The 17,397-nt window shown below is 39.9% G+C and carries 15 protein-coding genes; 14 read left to right on the forward strand and 1 reads right to left on the reverse strand.

Annotation, left to right across the window (positions count from 1 at the left end; translation table 11 throughout):
- The first annotated feature begins 553 nt into the window (after positions 1 to 553).
- From EFD62_RS09925 to cysK, 12 genes are all read left to right on the forward strand, one after another.
- Positions 554 to 1,150 carry a putative ABC transporter permease gene (locus EFD62_RS09925; protein ID WP_069194889.1) on the forward strand — a complete coding sequence of 199 codons (597 nt, stop codon included), beginning with the start codon at positions 554 to 556 and terminating at the stop codon, positions 1,148 to 1,150.
- Between the two features lie 147 nt (positions 1,151 to 1,297).
- Positions 1,298 to 1,786, forward strand: a complete 489-nt coding sequence (locus tag EFD62_RS09930; RefSeq protein WP_069194888.1) for a DUF2318 domain-containing protein — start codon at positions 1,298 to 1,300, stop codon at positions 1,784 to 1,786.
- 40 nt (positions 1,787 to 1,826) lie between these two features.
- On the forward strand, positions 1,827 to 3,326 hold the full coding sequence (locus EFD62_RS09935) for an urease accessory protein UreH domain-containing protein (RefSeq protein ID WP_069194887.1): 1,500 nt from the start codon (positions 1,827 to 1,829) through the stop codon (positions 3,324 to 3,326).
- A 40-nt stretch (positions 3,327 to 3,366) separates the two neighbouring features.
- On the forward strand, positions 3,367 to 5,601 hold the full coding sequence (locus EFD62_RS09940) for a heavy metal translocating P-type ATPase (RefSeq protein ID WP_235832625.1): 2,235 nt from the start codon (positions 3,367 to 3,369) through the stop codon (positions 5,599 to 5,601).
- Between the two features lie 37 nt (positions 5,602 to 5,638).
- Positions 5,639 to 6,352: a response regulator transcription factor gene (locus EFD62_RS09945; protein WP_069194885.1), complete on the forward strand. Its 714-nt coding sequence runs from the start codon at positions 5,639 to 5,641 to the stop codon at positions 6,350 to 6,352.
- A 15-nt stretch (positions 6,353 to 6,367) separates the two neighbouring features.
- Entirely contained in the window at positions 6,368 to 7,759 is a 1,392-nt protein-coding gene (locus tag EFD62_RS09950) for a sensor histidine kinase (RefSeq protein WP_069194884.1), read from the forward strand.
- A gap of 78 nt (positions 7,760 to 7,837) precedes the next feature.
- Entirely contained in the window at positions 7,838 to 8,755 is a 918-nt protein-coding gene (gene metA / locus EFD62_RS09955; protein ID WP_069194883.1) for a homoserine O-acetyltransferase MetA, read from the forward strand.
- A gap of 46 nt (positions 8,756 to 8,801) precedes the next feature.
- The gene (locus EFD62_RS09960) at positions 8,802 to 9,263 is read left to right on the forward strand and encodes an RrF2 family transcriptional regulator (protein ID WP_069194882.1); all 462 of its coding nucleotides are present in this window, start codon (positions 8,802 to 8,804) and stop codon (positions 9,261 to 9,263) included.
- Between the two features lie 46 nt (positions 9,264 to 9,309).
- The gene (locus EFD62_RS09965; RefSeq protein WP_069194881.1) at positions 9,310 to 9,759 is read left to right on the forward strand and encodes an RrF2 family transcriptional regulator; all 450 of its coding nucleotides are present in this window, start codon (positions 9,310 to 9,312) and stop codon (positions 9,757 to 9,759) included.
- Between the two features lie 60 nt (positions 9,760 to 9,819).
- Positions 9,820 to 11,112, forward strand: a complete 1,293-nt coding sequence (locus tag EFD62_RS09970; protein ID WP_069194880.1) for a homocysteine synthase — start codon at positions 9,820 to 9,822, stop codon at positions 11,110 to 11,112.
- A 5-nt stretch (positions 11,113 to 11,117) separates the two neighbouring features.
- Positions 11,118 to 11,933: an ATP-dependent sacrificial sulfur transferase LarE gene (gene larE, locus EFD62_RS09975; protein ID WP_069194879.1), complete on the forward strand. Its 816-nt coding sequence runs from the start codon at positions 11,118 to 11,120 to the stop codon at positions 11,931 to 11,933.
- A 79-nt stretch (positions 11,934 to 12,012) separates the two neighbouring features.
- The gene (gene cysK, locus EFD62_RS09980; protein ID WP_069194878.1) at positions 12,013 to 12,948 is read left to right on the forward strand and encodes a cysteine synthase A; all 936 of its coding nucleotides are present in this window, start codon (positions 12,013 to 12,015) and stop codon (positions 12,946 to 12,948) included.
- 103 nt (positions 12,949 to 13,051) lie between these two features.
- Here the strand turns inward: cysK and hydE are convergent, their stop codons facing one another.
- A complete protein-coding gene (gene hydE, locus EFD62_RS09985; protein ID WP_128706056.1) occupies positions 13,052 to 14,092 on the reverse strand; it encodes a [FeFe] hydrogenase H-cluster radical SAM maturase HydE in 1,041 nt (346 codons plus the stop codon).
- 275 nt (positions 14,093 to 14,367) lie between these two features.
- On the opposite strand from hydE, the gene EFD62_RS09990 reads away from it, so the two are divergent.
- Together EFD62_RS09990 and EFD62_RS09995 are read left to right on the forward strand one after the other, a co-directional pair.
- Positions 14,368 to 16,251 (forward strand): endo-1,4-beta-xylanase, encoded by a 1,884-nt coding sequence (locus EFD62_RS09990; protein ID WP_069194876.1) that lies wholly within the window; start codon positions 14,368 to 14,370, stop codon positions 16,249 to 16,251.
- A gap of 279 nt (positions 16,252 to 16,530) precedes the next feature.
- The gene (locus EFD62_RS09995) at positions 16,531 to 17,040 is read left to right on the forward strand and encodes a hypothetical protein (protein WP_069194875.1); all 510 of its coding nucleotides are present in this window, start codon (positions 16,531 to 16,533) and stop codon (positions 17,038 to 17,040) included.
- The last annotated feature ends 357 nt before the right edge of the window (positions 17,041 to 17,397 follow it).

Genomic DNA, 17,397 nt, shown 5'->3' on the forward strand with positions numbered 1-17,397 from the left:
ATCAAAGTGGTGCCGTAAACTAAACTTGATGCTTAAATATAAAGTTACCTATTAAAGGCAATAGCAGAAAATTTATTTTTTATTATATCAAAGTATATATTAGCCTTCAATATTATTCATTGCTTGCATGAAAATAGTAGTGTTCAAAATCCGAACCGTGGAATTGTTTAAATGTGGAATTACATACGTAGTGCGGAATTATTAATATAATAGAGAAAAAGGAAGCATTTCGAAAATCAAATGTGAAAGTTGTGTTATATCTTTAACAATATCGAAAAATGCAATGGAGATCAATTAAAACCTACAAAAAACTAACTTGACAGAAAAATTGCTACTTTGTAAAATAGTATTAGCAGTCGATATTTGAGAGTGCTAATGTGACGTTTTTATATACCTTTTACTTTATTGATATTTATTAACAGCGTTTGTTCGTTATTGATATTTTATCTTTAAAAACAAAAAGGAGCATAAAGCGTTTTTTTATTGCTTAAGTGTTAATGCGTTGCAGGTTCAATGACCTAACTACCGTGATAAAGCGGAAGGGGGAAGAGGTATGTGGGCAGGTTTCTGTGACACTGTTATCTACTTTGTTCTGTACTCATTTATTGGTTGGATTTCTGAAGTTGCTTATGCTGCTTATTTGGAAAAACGATTTGTAAACAGGGGAGTTCTTGCGGGACCTATATGTCCTATCTATGGATTTGGGGCTCTTTTCATTTTAGGAATTGATGTGTTCATTAAGCCCGGAACTATGCCTGTATACGCGAGTGTAGCTTTGGCAATTCTGATTACCACTATTCTAGAGTACATAACAGGATATATATTGGAGAAATTTTTTGATATCAAGGCATGGGATTACAGCAATGAGGAATTAAATTTACATGGGCGTATTTGTGCTAAATTTTCGCTACTATGGGGAATATTTGCATATCTATTATTGTCATTCTTGCATCCTATGCTCTCAATGTATGTAAATGCTATAGACCCGTCATTCAAACAGGTTGCCGCCATCCTGATGTTTGGGTTGATAATCGTCGATACTGCCAAGACATTGGCTAGAACAGATGCGTTTAGAGTTATAAAATATAATAATGTTGAATGCTGTTTTGAGCAGAAAGAACAAGAGGAACTTAGCCATGAATATAGGTAAATTCACAAAAAGTTCAAAATGATATTTAAGAAGCCTTAATCATACATTTCGGATGTAGTAGATTAAGGCTTTTTATTTGCCTCCATAAAATCTTCATAAATTCCTGCTATTATTTATCTATAATATATTTAAAGGGCAGGGGAGAATATGAGTAAAAAGAAGCAAAGCTCAAAAAAAGGCATATTTATTACCATTGGTATTGCTGCAATCATAATAGGGGGGACATTTGTTGCAAGAAGCATAAGTGGCCGCGAAACCGTATCAACAGGAGATTTAATAATTCCCAAGAGTGAGGTTACGGAAAAAGTAAAATTCTATCCATATAATGCGGATGGAACCAAATTGGAAGTGTTAGCTGTCAAGGCCAGCGACGGTTCAATAAGGACGGCTTTTAACACTTGTCAGGTATGTAATGGCTCTCCATGGGCATATTTCAAGCAGCAGGGGGAGTTTTTGGTTTGCCAAAACTGCGGAAACAGCTTTAAAATGGATATGGTTGAACAGGAAAGAGGCGGTTGCAACCCGGTACCGATTACAAAAGACGAGAAAACAGATGATGGCACAAACATTATTATTTCAAAAGATTTTATATTAGAGAATAAAGATTTATTTGCTGACAATTGGAAATCAAAGTAGAGGCTTAGGGCTAGCTAACAATATGTGCTGGAGGGATACTATGGAAGAAAAGTTGGCAGTAAATAAACTTTATATAGACGGAATGACTTGTACAGGCTGTGAGACGAGAATAGAGAATGTGCTGAAAAAATTAGATGGAGTGACGGATGTAAAGGCTAAATATAGCAGTTCAACTGTTTATGTGGCTTATGATATAAAAAGAATACAGCCGGAAAATATAATTAAAGCTATTGAAAAGCTTGATTATAAAGTAAAAGGTATCGAAGAGGGAACGGATACACGCCGTGATAAAAAAGATAGTCCGGTGCTGAAAGACGAAAACAGAACGGAAACGGGGCAAATTGTCGGCATTATCATTATCATTCTTGCCTTTGTTATGATTACAAAAAATTCTCAGGTACTTGATTTTATGCCGCAGATAGACCCGTCGATGAGCTATGGACTGCTTTTTGTTGTGGGACTTTTAACCTCACTTCACTGTATTGCGATGTGCGGTGGGATTAATATGTCTGTATGTATGCAATACAAAGGCGATGACGATAAATCCGGGACTTGCGGTGAGACAAGCGGCAAGGCAAAAAAGCCGATTGAATTTGCACGGCTTAGGCCAAGTCTTTTGTACAACCTAGGAAGAGTAATTTCCTATACCGTTGTTGGAGGTATTGTGGGGGCACTTGGCTCTGTAATTAGTTTTTCGGGTGCCGCAAAGGGTGCGGTGGCAATATTATCCGGTGTCTTCATGGTCATTATGGGATTAAATATGTTGAATCTTTTTCCAATATTAAGAAAGATTAATCCCAGAATGCCTAAAATTTTTGGCAGTAAGATAAGCAATGTTAAAAACAAGGGACCTTTGCTTGTAGGACTTCTAAATGGTCTGATGCCGTGCGGACCTCTTCAGGCGATGCAGCTGTACGCTCTAGGAACGGGAAGTTTTGTTGCCGGTGCGGCATCTATGTTTATGTTTTCTTTAGGGACTGTTCCTCTTATGCTTGGTCTTGGGGCAATAAGCTCAATAGTCAGCGGAAAGTTTACAAAGAAGATGATGAAAGTAAGTGCAGTTTTGGTAATGGTTTTGGGAATTGTTATGTTGAACAGAGGGCTTAGTCTTTCAGGATATAATTTATCTCCTTTCTATGCTGCCTCCGGAAAGTCCGCCAGCATTGCCAAAGTTGAAAATGATATTCAGGTTGTTGCAACCCAGTTGGAGCCGGGAAGGTATGAATCGATAATCGTGCAAAAGGGTATACCAGTTAAATGGACAATAAAGGCCAATAAGGAAGACCTGAACGGCTGCAATAACGCAATTGTTGCCCGGGAGTTTGGAATAGACAATAAGAAGCTGGGAATTGGAGATAATATAATTGAATTTACGCCGGATAAGGAAGGTAATTTTGTTTATTCATGTTGGATGGGAATGATTCGTGGGTATATAAAAGTGGTAGATGATATTAATGCCGCAGATCAAGATGACATTAATGAAAATAATGAAGGGTTTAAGCTGTCCGGAACGTTGGGTGGAGGTTGTTGTAGTTTTTGACTTAATATAAAAAATAAATATATAGTTTAAGGGTGTGACAATGATGAACAGCAAAGAATTGTTGGTAGAAAATGAGAATAAGGCAAAGATAGAGCTTAAAATAACAGGAATGTCTTGTGCTGCATGTAGCGCGAGAATTGAAAAAAGGCTTAATAAAGTTGACGGAGTGGCAAAGGCGTCTGTAAACCTTGCAACGGAAAGGGCCAACATCGAATATGACATGGAAAAGGTCAAGACAGCCGATTTGATTAAGACCATAGATGACCTTGGCTATAAGGCCGAAAGGATTGAAAATGTTTCCCAGGATAGGGAAAGAGAACAGAGAGAAAAAGAAATTAAGAGGCTAAGGATGGAGCTTATTGCTTCTGCGATTCTAAGTTCTCCGCTGATAGCTGCCATGATTTTTATGCTTGTAAATATTGATATTCCTTTCCTGCACAATGAGTATTTTCAGCTTATTATTTCAACTCCGGTTCAATTTATTATAGGATTTCGATTCTACAAGAATGCTTATCATGCCTTAAAGGCCAAGAGTGCCAATATGGACGTACTCATTGCAATGGGAACATCGGCAGCTTATTTTTTCAGCATATACAATGCCTTTTTTGCTCATTCGATGGAGATGGGCATGATGAAAGAGCTGTATTTTGAAGCGAGCAGCACAATTATAACGCTGATTCTTCTCGGGAAGTACCTTGAGGCTGTTGCGAAAGGCAAAACCTCGGAAGCCATCAAAAAACTCATGGGACTCAAGGCAAAGACCGCAAGAGTCATAAGAAATGGAGTTGAAGAAGATATCCCGGTGGAAGATGTGCAAGTCGGCGATATTATTGTGGTGAGGCCGGGAGAGAAGATTCCGGTTGACGGTAAAATAATTGAGGGGGATTCCTCTATCGATGAATCAATGCTGACAGGTGAAAGCCTGCCGGTGGAGAAGAAGGCTGGGGATTTTGTAACCGGGGCGACTATAAATAAATTCGGAACATTTAAGTTTGAAGCTACTAAAGTTGGAAAGGATACAGTTCTTTCCCAGATTATTAAGATGGTTGAAGATGCCCAGGGTTCAAAGGCTCCTATTCAGAAAATCGCCGATCAGGTATCCGGTGTTTTTGTGCCTGCGGTCATTGTAATAGCTATTGTAACGTTTGCTATATGGTACTTGGTAACCCGCGAACTGAATTTGGCTATTGTCAGTGCTGTGTCGGTACTGGTTATTGCTTGCCCCTGTGCCCTTGGACTGGCAACGCCGACTGCCATCATGGTGGGGACGGGCAAGGGAGCAGAAAAGGGGATACTGATTAAGGGCGGAGAATACTTGGAATTGGCCTACAAGCTTAATTCTGTTGTTTTGGATAAAACTGGAACCATAACAAAGGGTCAGCCTGAGGTTACCGATATTATTCCTCTTGGGGATATGGATGAGTTGGAAATTATAAGATTATCGGCGATTGCTGAAAAGGCATCGGAGCATCCTTTGGGTGTTGCTATATTTGAAAAGGGCAAAAGCAAATTTGGTATCATACCGGATCCGTCAAGATTTCAAGCGATCCCCGGAAGGGGTGTTGCGGCGGTAATCGAGGATAAGACCATATATATAGGCACAAGGAAACTTATGAAAGAGAAAGGGATTAATATTTTTAGAATAGAGTCCGATATTGCAAAGCTTGAAGATGAGGGCAAAACTGCGATGCTTATGGCAGTAAATGAGCGTGTCGAAGCAATCTTGGCTGTTGCGGATACAGTGAAGGAGAACTCCAAGGAAGCAATAGAACAGCTATTGAAGATGGGGATTGATGTGTATATGATTACAGGCGATAATGCAAGGACGGCAAAGGCTATCGCAAAACAGGTAGGAATAACTAATGTATTGGCTGAAGTGCTACCTGAAAACAAAGCAGAGGAAGTTGAGAAGCTTAAAAAGCAGGGGAAGATTGTTGCTATGGTGGGGGACGGCATTAATGATGCCCCAGCGCTTGCAACAGCAGATATTGGAATGGCCATCGGTACTGGAACGGATGTTGCTATGGAAGCGGCAGATATTACCCTTATGAGGGGAGACTTAAGGTCAATACCTACTGCTATAAAGCTCTCAAAGAGGACCATGAGGAAGATCAAGCAGAATCTTTTCTGGGCATTTATATACAATATAATCGGTATTCCCTTTGCAGCCTTTGGATTGCTTAGCCCGATTATTGCCGGGGGCGCAATGGCCTTTAGCTCTGTGTCGGTAGTAACCAACTCTTTAAGCTTGAAAAGGTACAACCCGGAAAAGTAAATTATATAAGTTTTGGCCTGGATAGGGGGCTTGCAATATGCTTAACTATTCCAAAAGAATACTGGTAGTAGATGATGAGAAAAAGATTGTTGAAGTGGTAAAATCGTATCTTGAACATAGCGGGTATGAGGTATTTGAAGCCTATACCGGAAAAGAGGCACTGGAGGTATTTGAAAAAGTGCCTCTGTCCCTCATAGTGCTTGATTTGATGCTTCCTGATTTGGGCGGAGAAGAAATATGCAAGATTATAAGAAATAGGTCAAGAGTACCGGTTATAATGCTGACAGCAAAAGCGGAAGAAGAGGATATTCTTAAGGGACTTAATATCGGCGCCGATGATTACATAACCAAACCTTTTAGCCCAAAACAGCTGGTTGCAAGGGTTGCGGCGGTACTTAGAAGAACATCCGAAGACCCGGTGCCACTTTCAAATATTTATTCATTCAATAACGGTGATCTTGTCATAGACAGCTTGAAGTATGAAGTGAGAAAAGGCAATAATATAGTGAATTTGACCCCGAAGGAATATAAAATTCTTATGACTTTAGTTAAATATCCCGGGAAGACTTTTACGCGGGAGGAGCTTATCCACATAGCGTTAGGAGATGATTTTGAGGGCTTTGATAGAACGGTGGATACCCACATCAAAAATTTGAGACAAAAGATTGAGACCGATTCAAAAGCACCGAAATATATTATGACGGTCCATGGAGTCGGATATAGGTTCCAGGGTTCTGAAGCACATGATTAGAAGAGGGGATTTGTGATGAAATTCAGTTTGAGGATAAAGCTATCTGTTTCCTATCTTTTAGTTGCCATAATAAGTGTTGCCCTTGTAATGGCATTAACCAATATGTTTCTTGACAGTCACTTCAGAAAATATGCCAATTGGAATCAGGAACAGAGAAACCGTGATGTTGTTACATCGGTAAGCCAACAGTATCTGGGAGACGGAAAATGGAATACGGATATGATTGAGGCTATTGGTACCAGTGCGCTTGAAAATGGTTTGATAATAAAGGTAAAGGATATCAGCGGTAAAGTAATCTGGGATGCGACAGCCCATAATAACGGAATGTGCCAGCGGATTATTGAGCATATGGCACACAATGTGAGCAGTCGTTATCCTGATGTAGGAGGGGCCTACAGGGAGATACCCTACGAGGTAAAATATAATGAAGAAAATGTCGGTTTGGTGGAGGTGGGCTCTTATGGGCCATACTATTTGAATGATAATGACCTTGCTTTTATAAACACCTTAAACAAGATTCTTATTGGAGTGGGTGTTTTTTCAGTGATTTTATCGCTGGTGCTAGGAAGCATAATGGCAAGGAGGTTGAGTCTACCTATAGCCAGGGTTATAAGCAGTGCGCAATCGATTTCCCGGGGATACTTTTCCGATAGAATATCCGAAGAATCTACAACGGAAGAAATATGCCAGCTTACATCAACAATCAATAACCTGGCCCAAACCCTTGAGAAGCAGGAAGCACTGCGCAAAAAGATGGGTGCTGATGTGGCTCATGAGCTTAGGACACCGCTTGCAACATTGCAAAGCCATATGGAAGCTATGATAGACGGCATATGGGAGCCGGATGCAGACAGACTTAAAAGCTGTCATGAGGAAATAATCAGGATAAATAAGATGGTGGGAGATCTTGAAAAGCTGGCAAAGTATGAGAGTGAAAGCCTTGTATTGAATAAAGTCAGGTTTGACATATCGGAACTGATACGAAGAATTGTATGTAATTTTGAGCCGGAATTTAAAAATAGAGGGATTGAAATTGCCTTTGAGGGTGAGGTTGAGGAGATTTTTGCAGACAGAGATAAAATGAGTCAGGTAATTATTAACCTTATATCGAATGCCTTGAAGTATACACAAGAGGGAGGTATGGTTAGAATAAGCGCTCGGGGTAGGGGGGGTGCGGTTGAAATCCGAGTGAAGGATAATGGGCAGGGTATACCTGAAGAGGACTTGCCCTTTGTATTCGAAAGACTTTATAGGGCGGATAAGTCGCGAAACAGGCTCACGGGAGGGGCAGGTATAGGACTTACCATTGCCAAGACAATCATCGAAGCTCACAATGGACGTATAGAGGTTTCCAGTAAAATAAATGAGGGAACGGAATTTCTTATAACATTGCAAAAAGGTATTTAATCGTGCTATAATTGCAATTAATAATGTAATATATAGGACACAAAGATGTGGGCAAATTATCTATAGGAGGTTTGATACATGCCAATAAAAATACCTGATACTTTACCGGCAAAGGAAGTACTAAACAACGAGAATATATTTGTGATGGACGAACAAAGGGCTCTACAGCAGGACGTCAGACCCCTTAGAATTGCAATATTGAATCTGATGCCTACAAAAATCACTACAGAGACCCAGCTTCTTCGTTTAATTGGGAATACGCCTATTCAGGTAGAGATTGAGCTTTTGCATCCAAAGACCCATGTATCAAAGAATACTCCGGAGGAACACCTCACGAAGTTTTATAAGACCTTTGATGAAGTGAAGGATGAAAAATTTGACGGGCTTATAATTACCGGTGCTCCCGTGGAGCAAATGGATTTTGAAGAGGTTAATTACTGGGATGAGCTGAAAAAAATAATGGATTGGAGCCTTAGCAATGTGTATTCCACATTTCACATATGCTGGGGGGCTCAGGCGGCGTTATATTATCATTACGGTATAAAAAAATATCCTTTGCAGGATAAATTGTTCGGTATTTTTAAACATCGCATTTGCAAGCCCAACACAATGCTATTGAGAGGCTTTGATGAATGTTTTTATGCTCCCCATTCGAGGCATACAGAGGTAAGAAGAGAAGATATTGAAAAGGTAGGAGAGATTGATATTCTTTCAGACTCGCAAGAAGCGGGTGTTTACATTATGAAGACTGACGGCGGAAGGCAGGTTTTTGTGACCGGCCATTCCGAGTATGACCAATTTACCTTGAAAGAGGAGTATGACAGGGATGTGTCAAAGGGACTTGATATAAAGGTACCGAAGAACTACTTTCCGGACGATGACCCGAGTAAAGCGCCGATTGTCAAATGGAGAGGACATGCCAATCTCTTGTTTTCAAACTGGCTGAACTATTATGTATACCAGGAGACACCGTTTGATTTAAATGAGATAAAATAAGATAGAGGGTAGGAGAGGTAACAGACAAATAATAGGAGTGATCAGGTTGAAAATTTCTACAAAGGGCAGATATGGATTGGAGGCAATTGTTGACCTTGCAATTCATTCATCTGAGGGACGTGTAAATTTGAAAAGTATAGCCGAAAGATGTGAAATGTCTGAGGCATATATATTGCAGATTTTTTTAGTATTAAGGCGAGCAGGGATTGTTGATAGCATAAGGGGAGCTCAAGGGGGCTATGTTCTTTCCCGGGATCCTTCGCAAATAACAGTGGGAGATATTCTGACGGTATTGGAGGGGCCATTGGCGCCGGTACCCTGTATTGCAGAGAAATCTAAGCGTGCGAAGACCACTTGCAACAGGTTTGATAATTGTACGGCACGTAATTTCTGGGAGAGTGTAATGAATACCTTGAGCGAAGTGGCAAATTCCATTACCATCGAAGATTTGGTAAAGTGCTATAACAGTAGCTTTTCTCAAAGTATAGATTTGGAATATTATATTTAGCAGCAAATTGAAACCTATAGGTTTTGCAAGGGAAGAGGTGGATAAATTGAAGTTCTCAACCAAAGGAAGATATGGACTTAGGGCAATGATTGATCTTGCGGTATATTCAAACGGCGAGTATGTTACATTGGCCAGTATTGCTGAAAGGCAGGGCATTTCTACAAATTATTTGGAGCAGGTGTTTTCTGCACTTAGAAAATCCGGGCTGGTTAAAAGTGCCAAGGGTGCCCAGGGAGGTTATGTATTGTCTGAAAGTCCGTCGGATATAAAGGTGGGAAGAATTTTAAGGGTTCTTGAGGGTCCTCTTTCGGTTACAGATGAAGACGATGAGAATTTGGCTGGAAATGAGTCATGTATACGAAACTGTATCAGAATCAATGTTTGGGAAAAAATGAATAACAGTCTCAATGAGCTGGTGGATTCTGTGACCCTGGAAGATCTGGCTGAAGATTACAGGAAACGAAATGGCATTGACAATTCAATGTATTATATATAATTTTTACACAAAACACGACAAAATCAATAAGAAAAATCGCATTTGAAAGGGGAATTAATTATGGCAGAAAGAAAATTGAAATTTGATACTCTACAGGTACACGCAGGTCAGAAGCCTGACCCGACGACCGGATCGAGAGCAGTCCCGATTTACCAGACCACCTCCTATGTATTCGATAGCACGGAGCATGCTGCTAATCTCTTTGCATTAAAGGAATCCGGTAATATTTATACAAGGATTATGAACCCGACAACCGATGTGTTTGAACAGAGAATGGCGGCCTTAGAGGGTGGAGTTGGGGCGCTGGCAGTAGCTTCAGGTTCCGCAGCCATTACCTATGCAATACTTAATATCGCCGGGACTGGAGATGAAATTGTTTCGGCAAGTACACTTTACGGAGGTACGTATAACCTTTTTTCCGCAACTTTACCCCGGCTCGGGATTAAGACTGTTTTTGTAGATCCTGACGATCCTGAGAATTTTAGAAAAGCTATTAATGAAAAGACAAAGGCTCTTTATATTGAGACCCTTGGAAATCCGGGAATCAATATAGTTGATATCGAAGCGGTTGCGAAAATTGCCCATGAAAACGGTGTGCCGCTTATCGTGGACAATACCTTTGGGACTCCATATCTTATCAGACCTATTGAGTTTGGAGCCGATATTGTTGTACATTCTGCAACGAAGTTCATTGGAGGACACGGTACTTCCATCGGAGGCGTTATTGTTGATTCGGGAAACTTTGATTGGGCCGCAAGCGGAAGATTTCCGGTTCTTACCGAGCCGGATCCAAGCTATCACGGCTTGAAATATGCCGAGGCACTAGGGTCTCTTGCATACATTACCAGGGCTAGAGTACAACTCTTGAGGGATACTGGAGCTGCCATAAGTCCATTTAATTCATTTCTTCTCCTTCAAGGATTGGAGACACTGTCACTAAGGGTTGAAAAGCATGTTGCCAATACCAAAAAGATTGTTGAATTCTTGCAAAACCATCCACAGGTATCATGGGTAAATTATCCGAGCGTAAAGGGCAATAAGTATTATGACCTTGCTCAAAAATACTTCCCGAAGGGAGCCGGTTCCATATTTACTTTCGGAGTCAAGGGTGGATTTGAAGCTGCAAAGAAATTCATTGAAAACCTTGAAATATTCTCTCTTCTGGCCAATGTTGCCGATGCAAAATCTTTGGTTATTCATCCTGCATCAACAACCCATTCCCAATTGTCAGAGGAAGATCAAAAGGCTTGCGGAGTTACACCGGATCAGATAAGGATTTCAATTGGAATTGAAGACGCCGATGACCTCATTTATGACATTGAACAGGCACTGGAAAAGACATTGGGGGCATAAGGATTATGGATGCTAAAGCTAAATTGGAAAGACTTAAAGCAAGATTAAAGGAAATGGAAAGTGTTATCGTCGCCTTTTCAGGAGGAGTGGACTCAACATTTCTTTTAAAGGTAGCTCATGAAGTTTTAGGAGATAAAGTGCTTGCTGTGACAGCAAAGTCGGCCTCGTTCCCAGAAAGAGAATTTCGGGAGGCGGAAAATTTTGCCGCCGAATACCAAATTCCCTTTAGGATTATAATATCAGAAGAGCTGGATTTGGAGGAATTTGCTCAGAACCCTCCAGACAGGTGCTATTTGTGCAAGAAGGAGCTGTTTAAGAAAATAAAGCAGCTTGCCAAGGAAGAAGGATATAAATTCATAGTCGAGGGTTCAAATCATGATGACCTCGGGGATTATCGTCCGGGACTTAAGGCGATAGAAGAGCTCGAAATAGCAAGTCCCCTGCGAGAAGCCGGGCTGACCAAGGATGAAATCCGGCTGCTGTCAAAGGAAATGGGCCTTAAAACCTGGCATAAACCTTCTTTTGCCTGTTTATCCTCAAGGTTTCCCTACGGAGAGAGAATAACAGAGGAAAAGCTCCAAAGGGTGGATAAAGCAGAGCAGTTTCTGATCGATCTGGGATTTGGGCAGGTTCGGGTAAGGCATCATGGCAGTCTCGCAAGAATTGAAGTTAAGGATGAGGACTTCGACAGGTTTATGGATAAGCAAATCAGAAATTCAGTATATTTGAGATTTAAGGAACTGGGTTTTATACATGTTTCCCTTGATCTTATGGGCTACAGAACCGGCAGTATGAATGAAGAATTAGCAAATAAGGATTGACAAATATGTGCAAAAGTAATAAAATAAAAGCAATAAAACATATATGAATGGTTAGGATTAATAATCTGGAGGTGACGAAATGTCCAAAATAGCTAAGAATCTTACAGACCTTATTGGAAATACCCCTCTTTTGGAGTTGTCCAATTATAACAAAGAGAATAATTTGGAAGCTGTATTGATAGCAAAACTGGAATACTTCAATCCTGCATCCAGTGTAAAGGACAGGATTGGTTATGCAATGATAAAGGATGCAGAAGAAAAAGGCCTGATAAACAAAGACACTGTTATCATTGAGCCGACAAGCGGAAATACAGGTGTTGCTCTGGCCTTTGTTGCGGCTGCTAGAGGATATAGAATTATACTTACAATGCCTGATACTATGAGCATTGAAAGAAGAAATCTTTTGAAAGCCTTGGGAGCTGAGCTGGTGCTTACACCGGGAGCGGACGGAATGGGAGGAGCTATTAAAAAGGCTGAGGAATTGGCTTCTGAGATACCTAATTCCTTTATACCTCAACAGTTCGTGAATCGTTCAAATCCTGAGATGCACAAAAAGACAACGGCCGAGGAAATTTGGAGAGACACTGACGGCAAGGTGGATATATTTGTTGCAGGAGTCGGTACAGGGGGAACAATTTCCGGGGTTGGTGAAGTTCTGAAGCAGCGTAATCCGGAAGTAAAGATTGTTGCCGTGGAGCCTTTTGATTCGCCGGTTTTATCCGGAGGAAGCAAAGGTCCTCATAAAATACAAGGAATAGGGGCAGGTTTTGTACCGGATAATTTCAACCGGGAAGTTGTCGATGAAATTTATAAGGTTAAAAATGAAGAGGCCTTTGATACATCGCGCAAGCTCGCAAGAACAGAGGGCCTATTAGTGGGAATATCCTCAGGGGCGGCGGCTTTTGCTGCGACGCAGATTGCAAAAAGACCTGAAAATAAAGGAAAGGTCATTGTTGCTTTGCTTCCCGATACAGGAGAAAGATATTTGTCTACCTCATTATTTCAGGATGCTTAACAGTTTTCAATAAATTTACCCTTCCTATGTTTTGTGCAAAAGTTAAAAGCGATGGAGAGTGATACTCCACCGCTTTTACTATGCTATTAGCTCAACTTTATTATTATCTCATTTTGCAGTCGCCTCTTGAAACAACCAATTTGTATCCGATACTTTCAACACGGCGGTTTAGGCACATTCTGCATTCTGCGGCCTCATCCCCGGTACAGATCTTATTGTCATATAAAAGATACTTGTTTCTGACATCCGTTGGTGAAAGGTTTGGCATTACCACATTTGCGCCGGCAAGAATACCCAACTCCCTGCCTTTAGGGTGGATTGTACCAAGAGCAGTGGTAGCCGGAAGCAGAACAAAGGGCAACATAAGGCGTATGATGCCTAGAAGAAATAATGTCAGCTCCAATGTACCGGCAGTCTTATCGGCAAAGGGTGTATCTTTGTGAGGAATAAATGGACCTATTCCTACCATATGAGGCTGTAATTCTTTTATAAACAGCAAATCTTCAACCAGACATTCTGTGGTCTGAAACGGTGAACCAACCATAAACCCGCAGCCTACCTGATAGCCTATTTCTTTGAGATTGTAAAGGCATTGTTTCCTGGTCTCAAGGGACAGAATCGACGGATGAAGTTTTGAATAATGGTCGGCATTCGCTGTTTCATGACGAAGAAGATATCTGTCGGCTCCTGCCTCGTAAAGCATTTTATAGCTTTCATAGCTTTTTTCACCCAGAGAGAGTGTAACCGCACAATCAGGATATTTTGACTTAATACTGCTCACGATATCCGCCATAATTTCGTCGGTATAATAACCGTCCTCTCCTCCTTGAAGCACGAAGGTGCGAAAGCCCAGTTCATACCCCACGGCACAGCAGTCAAGTATCTGATCCTTTGTAAGACGGTATCTGTCAGCATTGCAATTGCTTTTCCTTATTCCGCAGTAATAGCAGTCGTTTCTGCAGTAATTTGTAAATTCAATAAGGCCACGCATATAAACGTCATGTCCGTAATGAAGGATACGCACCTGCCTTGCTTTTTCGAACAGATACTCGGCTAATTCCTCATTTCTGTGTTCAATAAGCCGGTGCAGTTCGTCATAGGACAAATTATGTTCAGTTGCGAGTTTGTCAATTATTTTTATCATAAGCCATCACCATATCTATATTAGAAATTATGTTCGCTAATTAAATGATATCATATTGTTAATAATTTATCAATTAGAGGATGGATTGAATCAAAATATTTACTAAATATAAAAAAAATAAGACAAACAGTTCAAAATAAGTTATAATTTATTATAGAGAAGAAATTCCAACTTGATTATATAACTTTAAAGAGTAATTCTAGGCTAAGTTTTTTGCCAAGCTTTGTACAAAGCTTGGATATATAAATAATTTTAAATAATTTGGGAGGTAGAGTATGTTGAAGAAAAAGTTGATTACTCTTTTGACAGTCTTTGCGATATTGGCTGTCAGTGTCTGCGGAAGTTTTTTGACATTACCCAAAGTATCCGCAGCTAACCTGATTTACGATGATTTTGAATCAGGCCTGAACGGATGGGGACCGAGGGGGCCGGAAACTGTTGAACTTACAACAGAGGAAGCTTACTCAGGAAAAAGCAGTTTGAAGGTTAGCGACCGTACCGAAACTTGGAATGGTCCGATGGTTGACATATCCGATGTTTTATCATTGGGTGAAAGTTATAAGTTGAGTGTATACTTAAAATATGTGGGCAACTCATATTCAAACGAACAAAGATTCAGTTTGCAACTTCAATATAACGACGGAGTTGGGGACGTATACCAAAATATAAAAACGGCTACCGTTTATAAAGGAGCATGGACTTTATTGGAGGGAGAGCTTGCAGTTCCACCACATGCCCAGGACGTAAAAATATATGTGGAAACTGAATACAAAACTTCCCCAAATCCCCAAGATTTAATGGATTTTTATATCGATGATTTTAAAGCAACACCTGTAAATATGCCTGAAATTGAGAAAGATATCCCAAGCTTAAAGGATGTCTTTGCCGGTTACTTTAAAGTAGGTGGGGCTACAACTGTGTCTGAATTGGCACCGAAGCCTGCAAGAGATCTGATACTTAAGCATTATAACAGCTTGACCTTTGGAAATGAATTAAAACCGGACAGTGTGCTTGACTACGATGCTACAATTGCTTATATGGAAGAAAATGGAGGAGATGAGGTTAATCCTCAGATAACTTTAAGAGCAGCGAGACCACTGCTGGAGTTTGCAAAAGAAAATAAGATTCCTGTAAGAGGACATACCCTTGTATGGCATAGCCAGACACCGGACTGGTTCTTCAGGGAAAATTACTCAAAAAATGAAAATGATCCTTGGGCGTCCAAAGAAGTCATGTTACAAAGATTGGAAAACTACATAAAGAACGTAATGGAAGCTTTGGAGACTGAATATCCCACTGTTGAGTTTTATGCATGGGATGTTGTAAATGAAGCTGTTGATCCTAATACTTCAACCGGTATGAGAAACCCTGGTTCGAATAACAGGACGCCGGGAAATTCCTTATGGATGCAAACAGTTGGAAGAGATTTTATTGTTAAATCCTTTGAATATGCAAGAAAATATGCTCCTTCCGGTTGTAAACTCTTCTACAATGACTATAATGAGTATGAAGACAGAAAATGCGATTTTATTATTGAAATTCTCACCGAACTTAAAGAGAAAGGTTTGGTAGACGGTATGGGTATGCAATCCCACTGGGTTATGGATTACCCAAGTATTAGTATGTTTGAAAAATCCATCAAAAGATATGCTGCATTGGGATTGGAAATTCAACTTACCGAATTGGATATTAAGAACCCGGATAATAATCCATCGGCCTTAGAGCGCCAAGCTACTCGTTATCAACAACTTGTAACTAAACTCATCGATTTGAAAAAAGAAGGAGCAAACATTACAGCGTTGGTATTCTGGGGAGTAACAGATTCCACAAGCTGGCTTGGAGGATATCCGTTGTTATTTGATGGACAATACAAGGCAAAGCCTGCTTTTTATTCAATCGTTAATAATGTTCCGCAGCTTCCGACACCAACACCAGTAAAAGTTAAGTATGGTGATGTGAATGAGGATGGTGTTGTGAGTTCCACTGACTTCACTTATTTAAAAAGATACGTTTTGAAAATATTATCTGATTTTCCGACACCGAACGGAAAAATAGCAGCAGATGTTAATGGGGATGGTAATATAAACTCAACAGATGTGACAATAATGAAAAGATACCTTCTAAAGGTTATTGACGTTTTCCCGGTAGAGAATAAGTAGTTTTTACTGGAGAACATTGGGCTACAGAAAATTTAATGATATTCAAGAAAGCTCTGGGACTTTAGGGTTCTGGAGCTTTCAACAATTAAAATGAATTATTACTTCTTTTATTAAAGGAGTTTTTCATTACAGAACGCGACATAAACTGTTATAACTTGACTGTTTTGGTTCTTGGTAGTAAACTAATGATATATAAAATATAGATAATGTGCCGGCACGGTTTTTCGCTAAAGTCAGGCACTTTGGTTAATTATATAATTTATAGGGGGAATATGAGTTATGAGGGTTGAGGTGTATAACAGGATTCAGGGCTATTTGGACGGATTGACCAATATCATAAGTTTCTATGGGGTTCTCTACTCACATACATACAAGTTTATTGAGTACGATAACGTAAATAATATAGATGAATGTGCAGAGAGGTTTTTCAAAGAAAGCCCCATCAATAAACATGGCACAAGCGTTGTGGGAATGAGAGAATTGGATGATTGGAAAAGCGAATTGTTTGAGTCATGCAGTGACTGGTTTTTCAGTATATTCAGCATGCGCAATTTTGAGGTGTCTATCCAGGAGGAAGATGGCAACACAATGCCGGCCCAAAAACACAGAGAGAGCAATGGTGTTTTTAACGGATTACTGAAGTTATTGGAAGAGTTTTTTGGAGATGAAGATTTGAAGGTATACAAGTTAATGACTGAACCTGCATGGATTGATGAATTTGCTTGGGAGCAGTTTTTCTTTCAGTGCGGCAATAAAGTCTATGTGTTGAGTTTTTACCAGCAGGGATAAACTTTAAGTAATTTTGATTATAGTCCTCAAGAGCTTGATTTAAAGGCTTTTGGGGATTTTGTTTATATTGGAATAAAACTGTAATGAACCATATTTGCCTCTAGCTTAAGCGTGCATTAAATCAGGAGGTATTTATCAATCATTACAATGATCCAGTAAAAGCCGATGAAGTAAAAGAATTGTAGCGGAAGTATTTAAGTTTTACGCTGTTTGAAGATAACCTTTTGGTGTTTTTATAAAAATTATATTGGCATATTTGCTATTTTATACTATAATGTTTATTACTAAGTTTTGATTTTATGCGAAAATTGTCAGTACATGCATAAAAATAGTGATTCTGCAAAGTTTCGGTGTGAT

Source organism: Acetivibrio mesophilus (assembly GCF_004102745.1).
Taxonomy (GTDB): Bacteria; Bacillota; Clostridia; order Acetivibrionales; family Acetivibrionaceae; genus Hungateiclostridium; species Hungateiclostridium mesophilum.

Bases quoted from the DNA above. Each gene is read 5' to 3' on its own strand.
- EFD62_RS09925 (WP_069194889.1), top strand. From the start codon at position 554: ATGTGGGCAGGTTTCTGTGACACTGTTATCTACTTTGTTCTGTACTCA.
- EFD62_RS09930 (WP_069194888.1), top strand. From the start codon at position 1,298: ATGAGTAAAAAGAAGCAAAGCTCAAAAAAAGGCATATTTATTACCATT.
- EFD62_RS09935 (WP_069194887.1), top strand. From the start codon at position 1,827: ATGGAAGAAAAGTTGGCAGTAAATAAACTTTATATAGACGGAATGACT.
- EFD62_RS09940 (WP_235832625.1), top strand. From the start codon at position 3,367: ATGATGAACAGCAAAGAATTGTTGGTAGAAAATGAGAATAAGGCAAAG.
- EFD62_RS09945 (WP_069194885.1), top strand. From the start codon at position 5,639: ATGCTTAACTATTCCAAAAGAATACTGGTAGTAGATGATGAGAAAAAG.
- EFD62_RS09950 (WP_069194884.1), top strand. From the start codon at position 6,368: ATGAAATTCAGTTTGAGGATAAAGCTATCTGTTTCCTATCTTTTAGTT.
- metA (WP_069194883.1), top strand. From the start codon at position 7,838: ATGCCAATAAAAATACCTGATACTTTACCGGCAAAGGAAGTACTAAAC.
- EFD62_RS09970 (WP_069194880.1), top strand. From the start codon at position 9,820: ATGGCAGAAAGAAAATTGAAATTTGATACTCTACAGGTACACGCAGGT.
- larE (WP_069194879.1), top strand. From the start codon at position 11,118: ATGGATGCTAAAGCTAAATTGGAAAGACTTAAAGCAAGATTAAAGGAA.
- cysK (WP_069194878.1), top strand. From the start codon at position 12,013: ATGTCCAAAATAGCTAAGAATCTTACAGACCTTATTGGAAATACCCCT.
- hydE (WP_128706056.1), bottom strand. From the start codon at position 14,092: ATGATAAAAATAATTGACAAACTCGCAACTGAACATAATTTGTCCTAT.
- EFD62_RS09990 (WP_069194876.1), top strand. From the start codon at position 14,368: ATGTTGAAGAAAAAGTTGATTACTCTTTTGACAGTCTTTGCGATATTG.
- EFD62_RS09995 (WP_069194875.1), top strand. From the start codon at position 16,531: ATGAGGGTTGAGGTGTATAACAGGATTCAGGGCTATTTGGACGGATTG.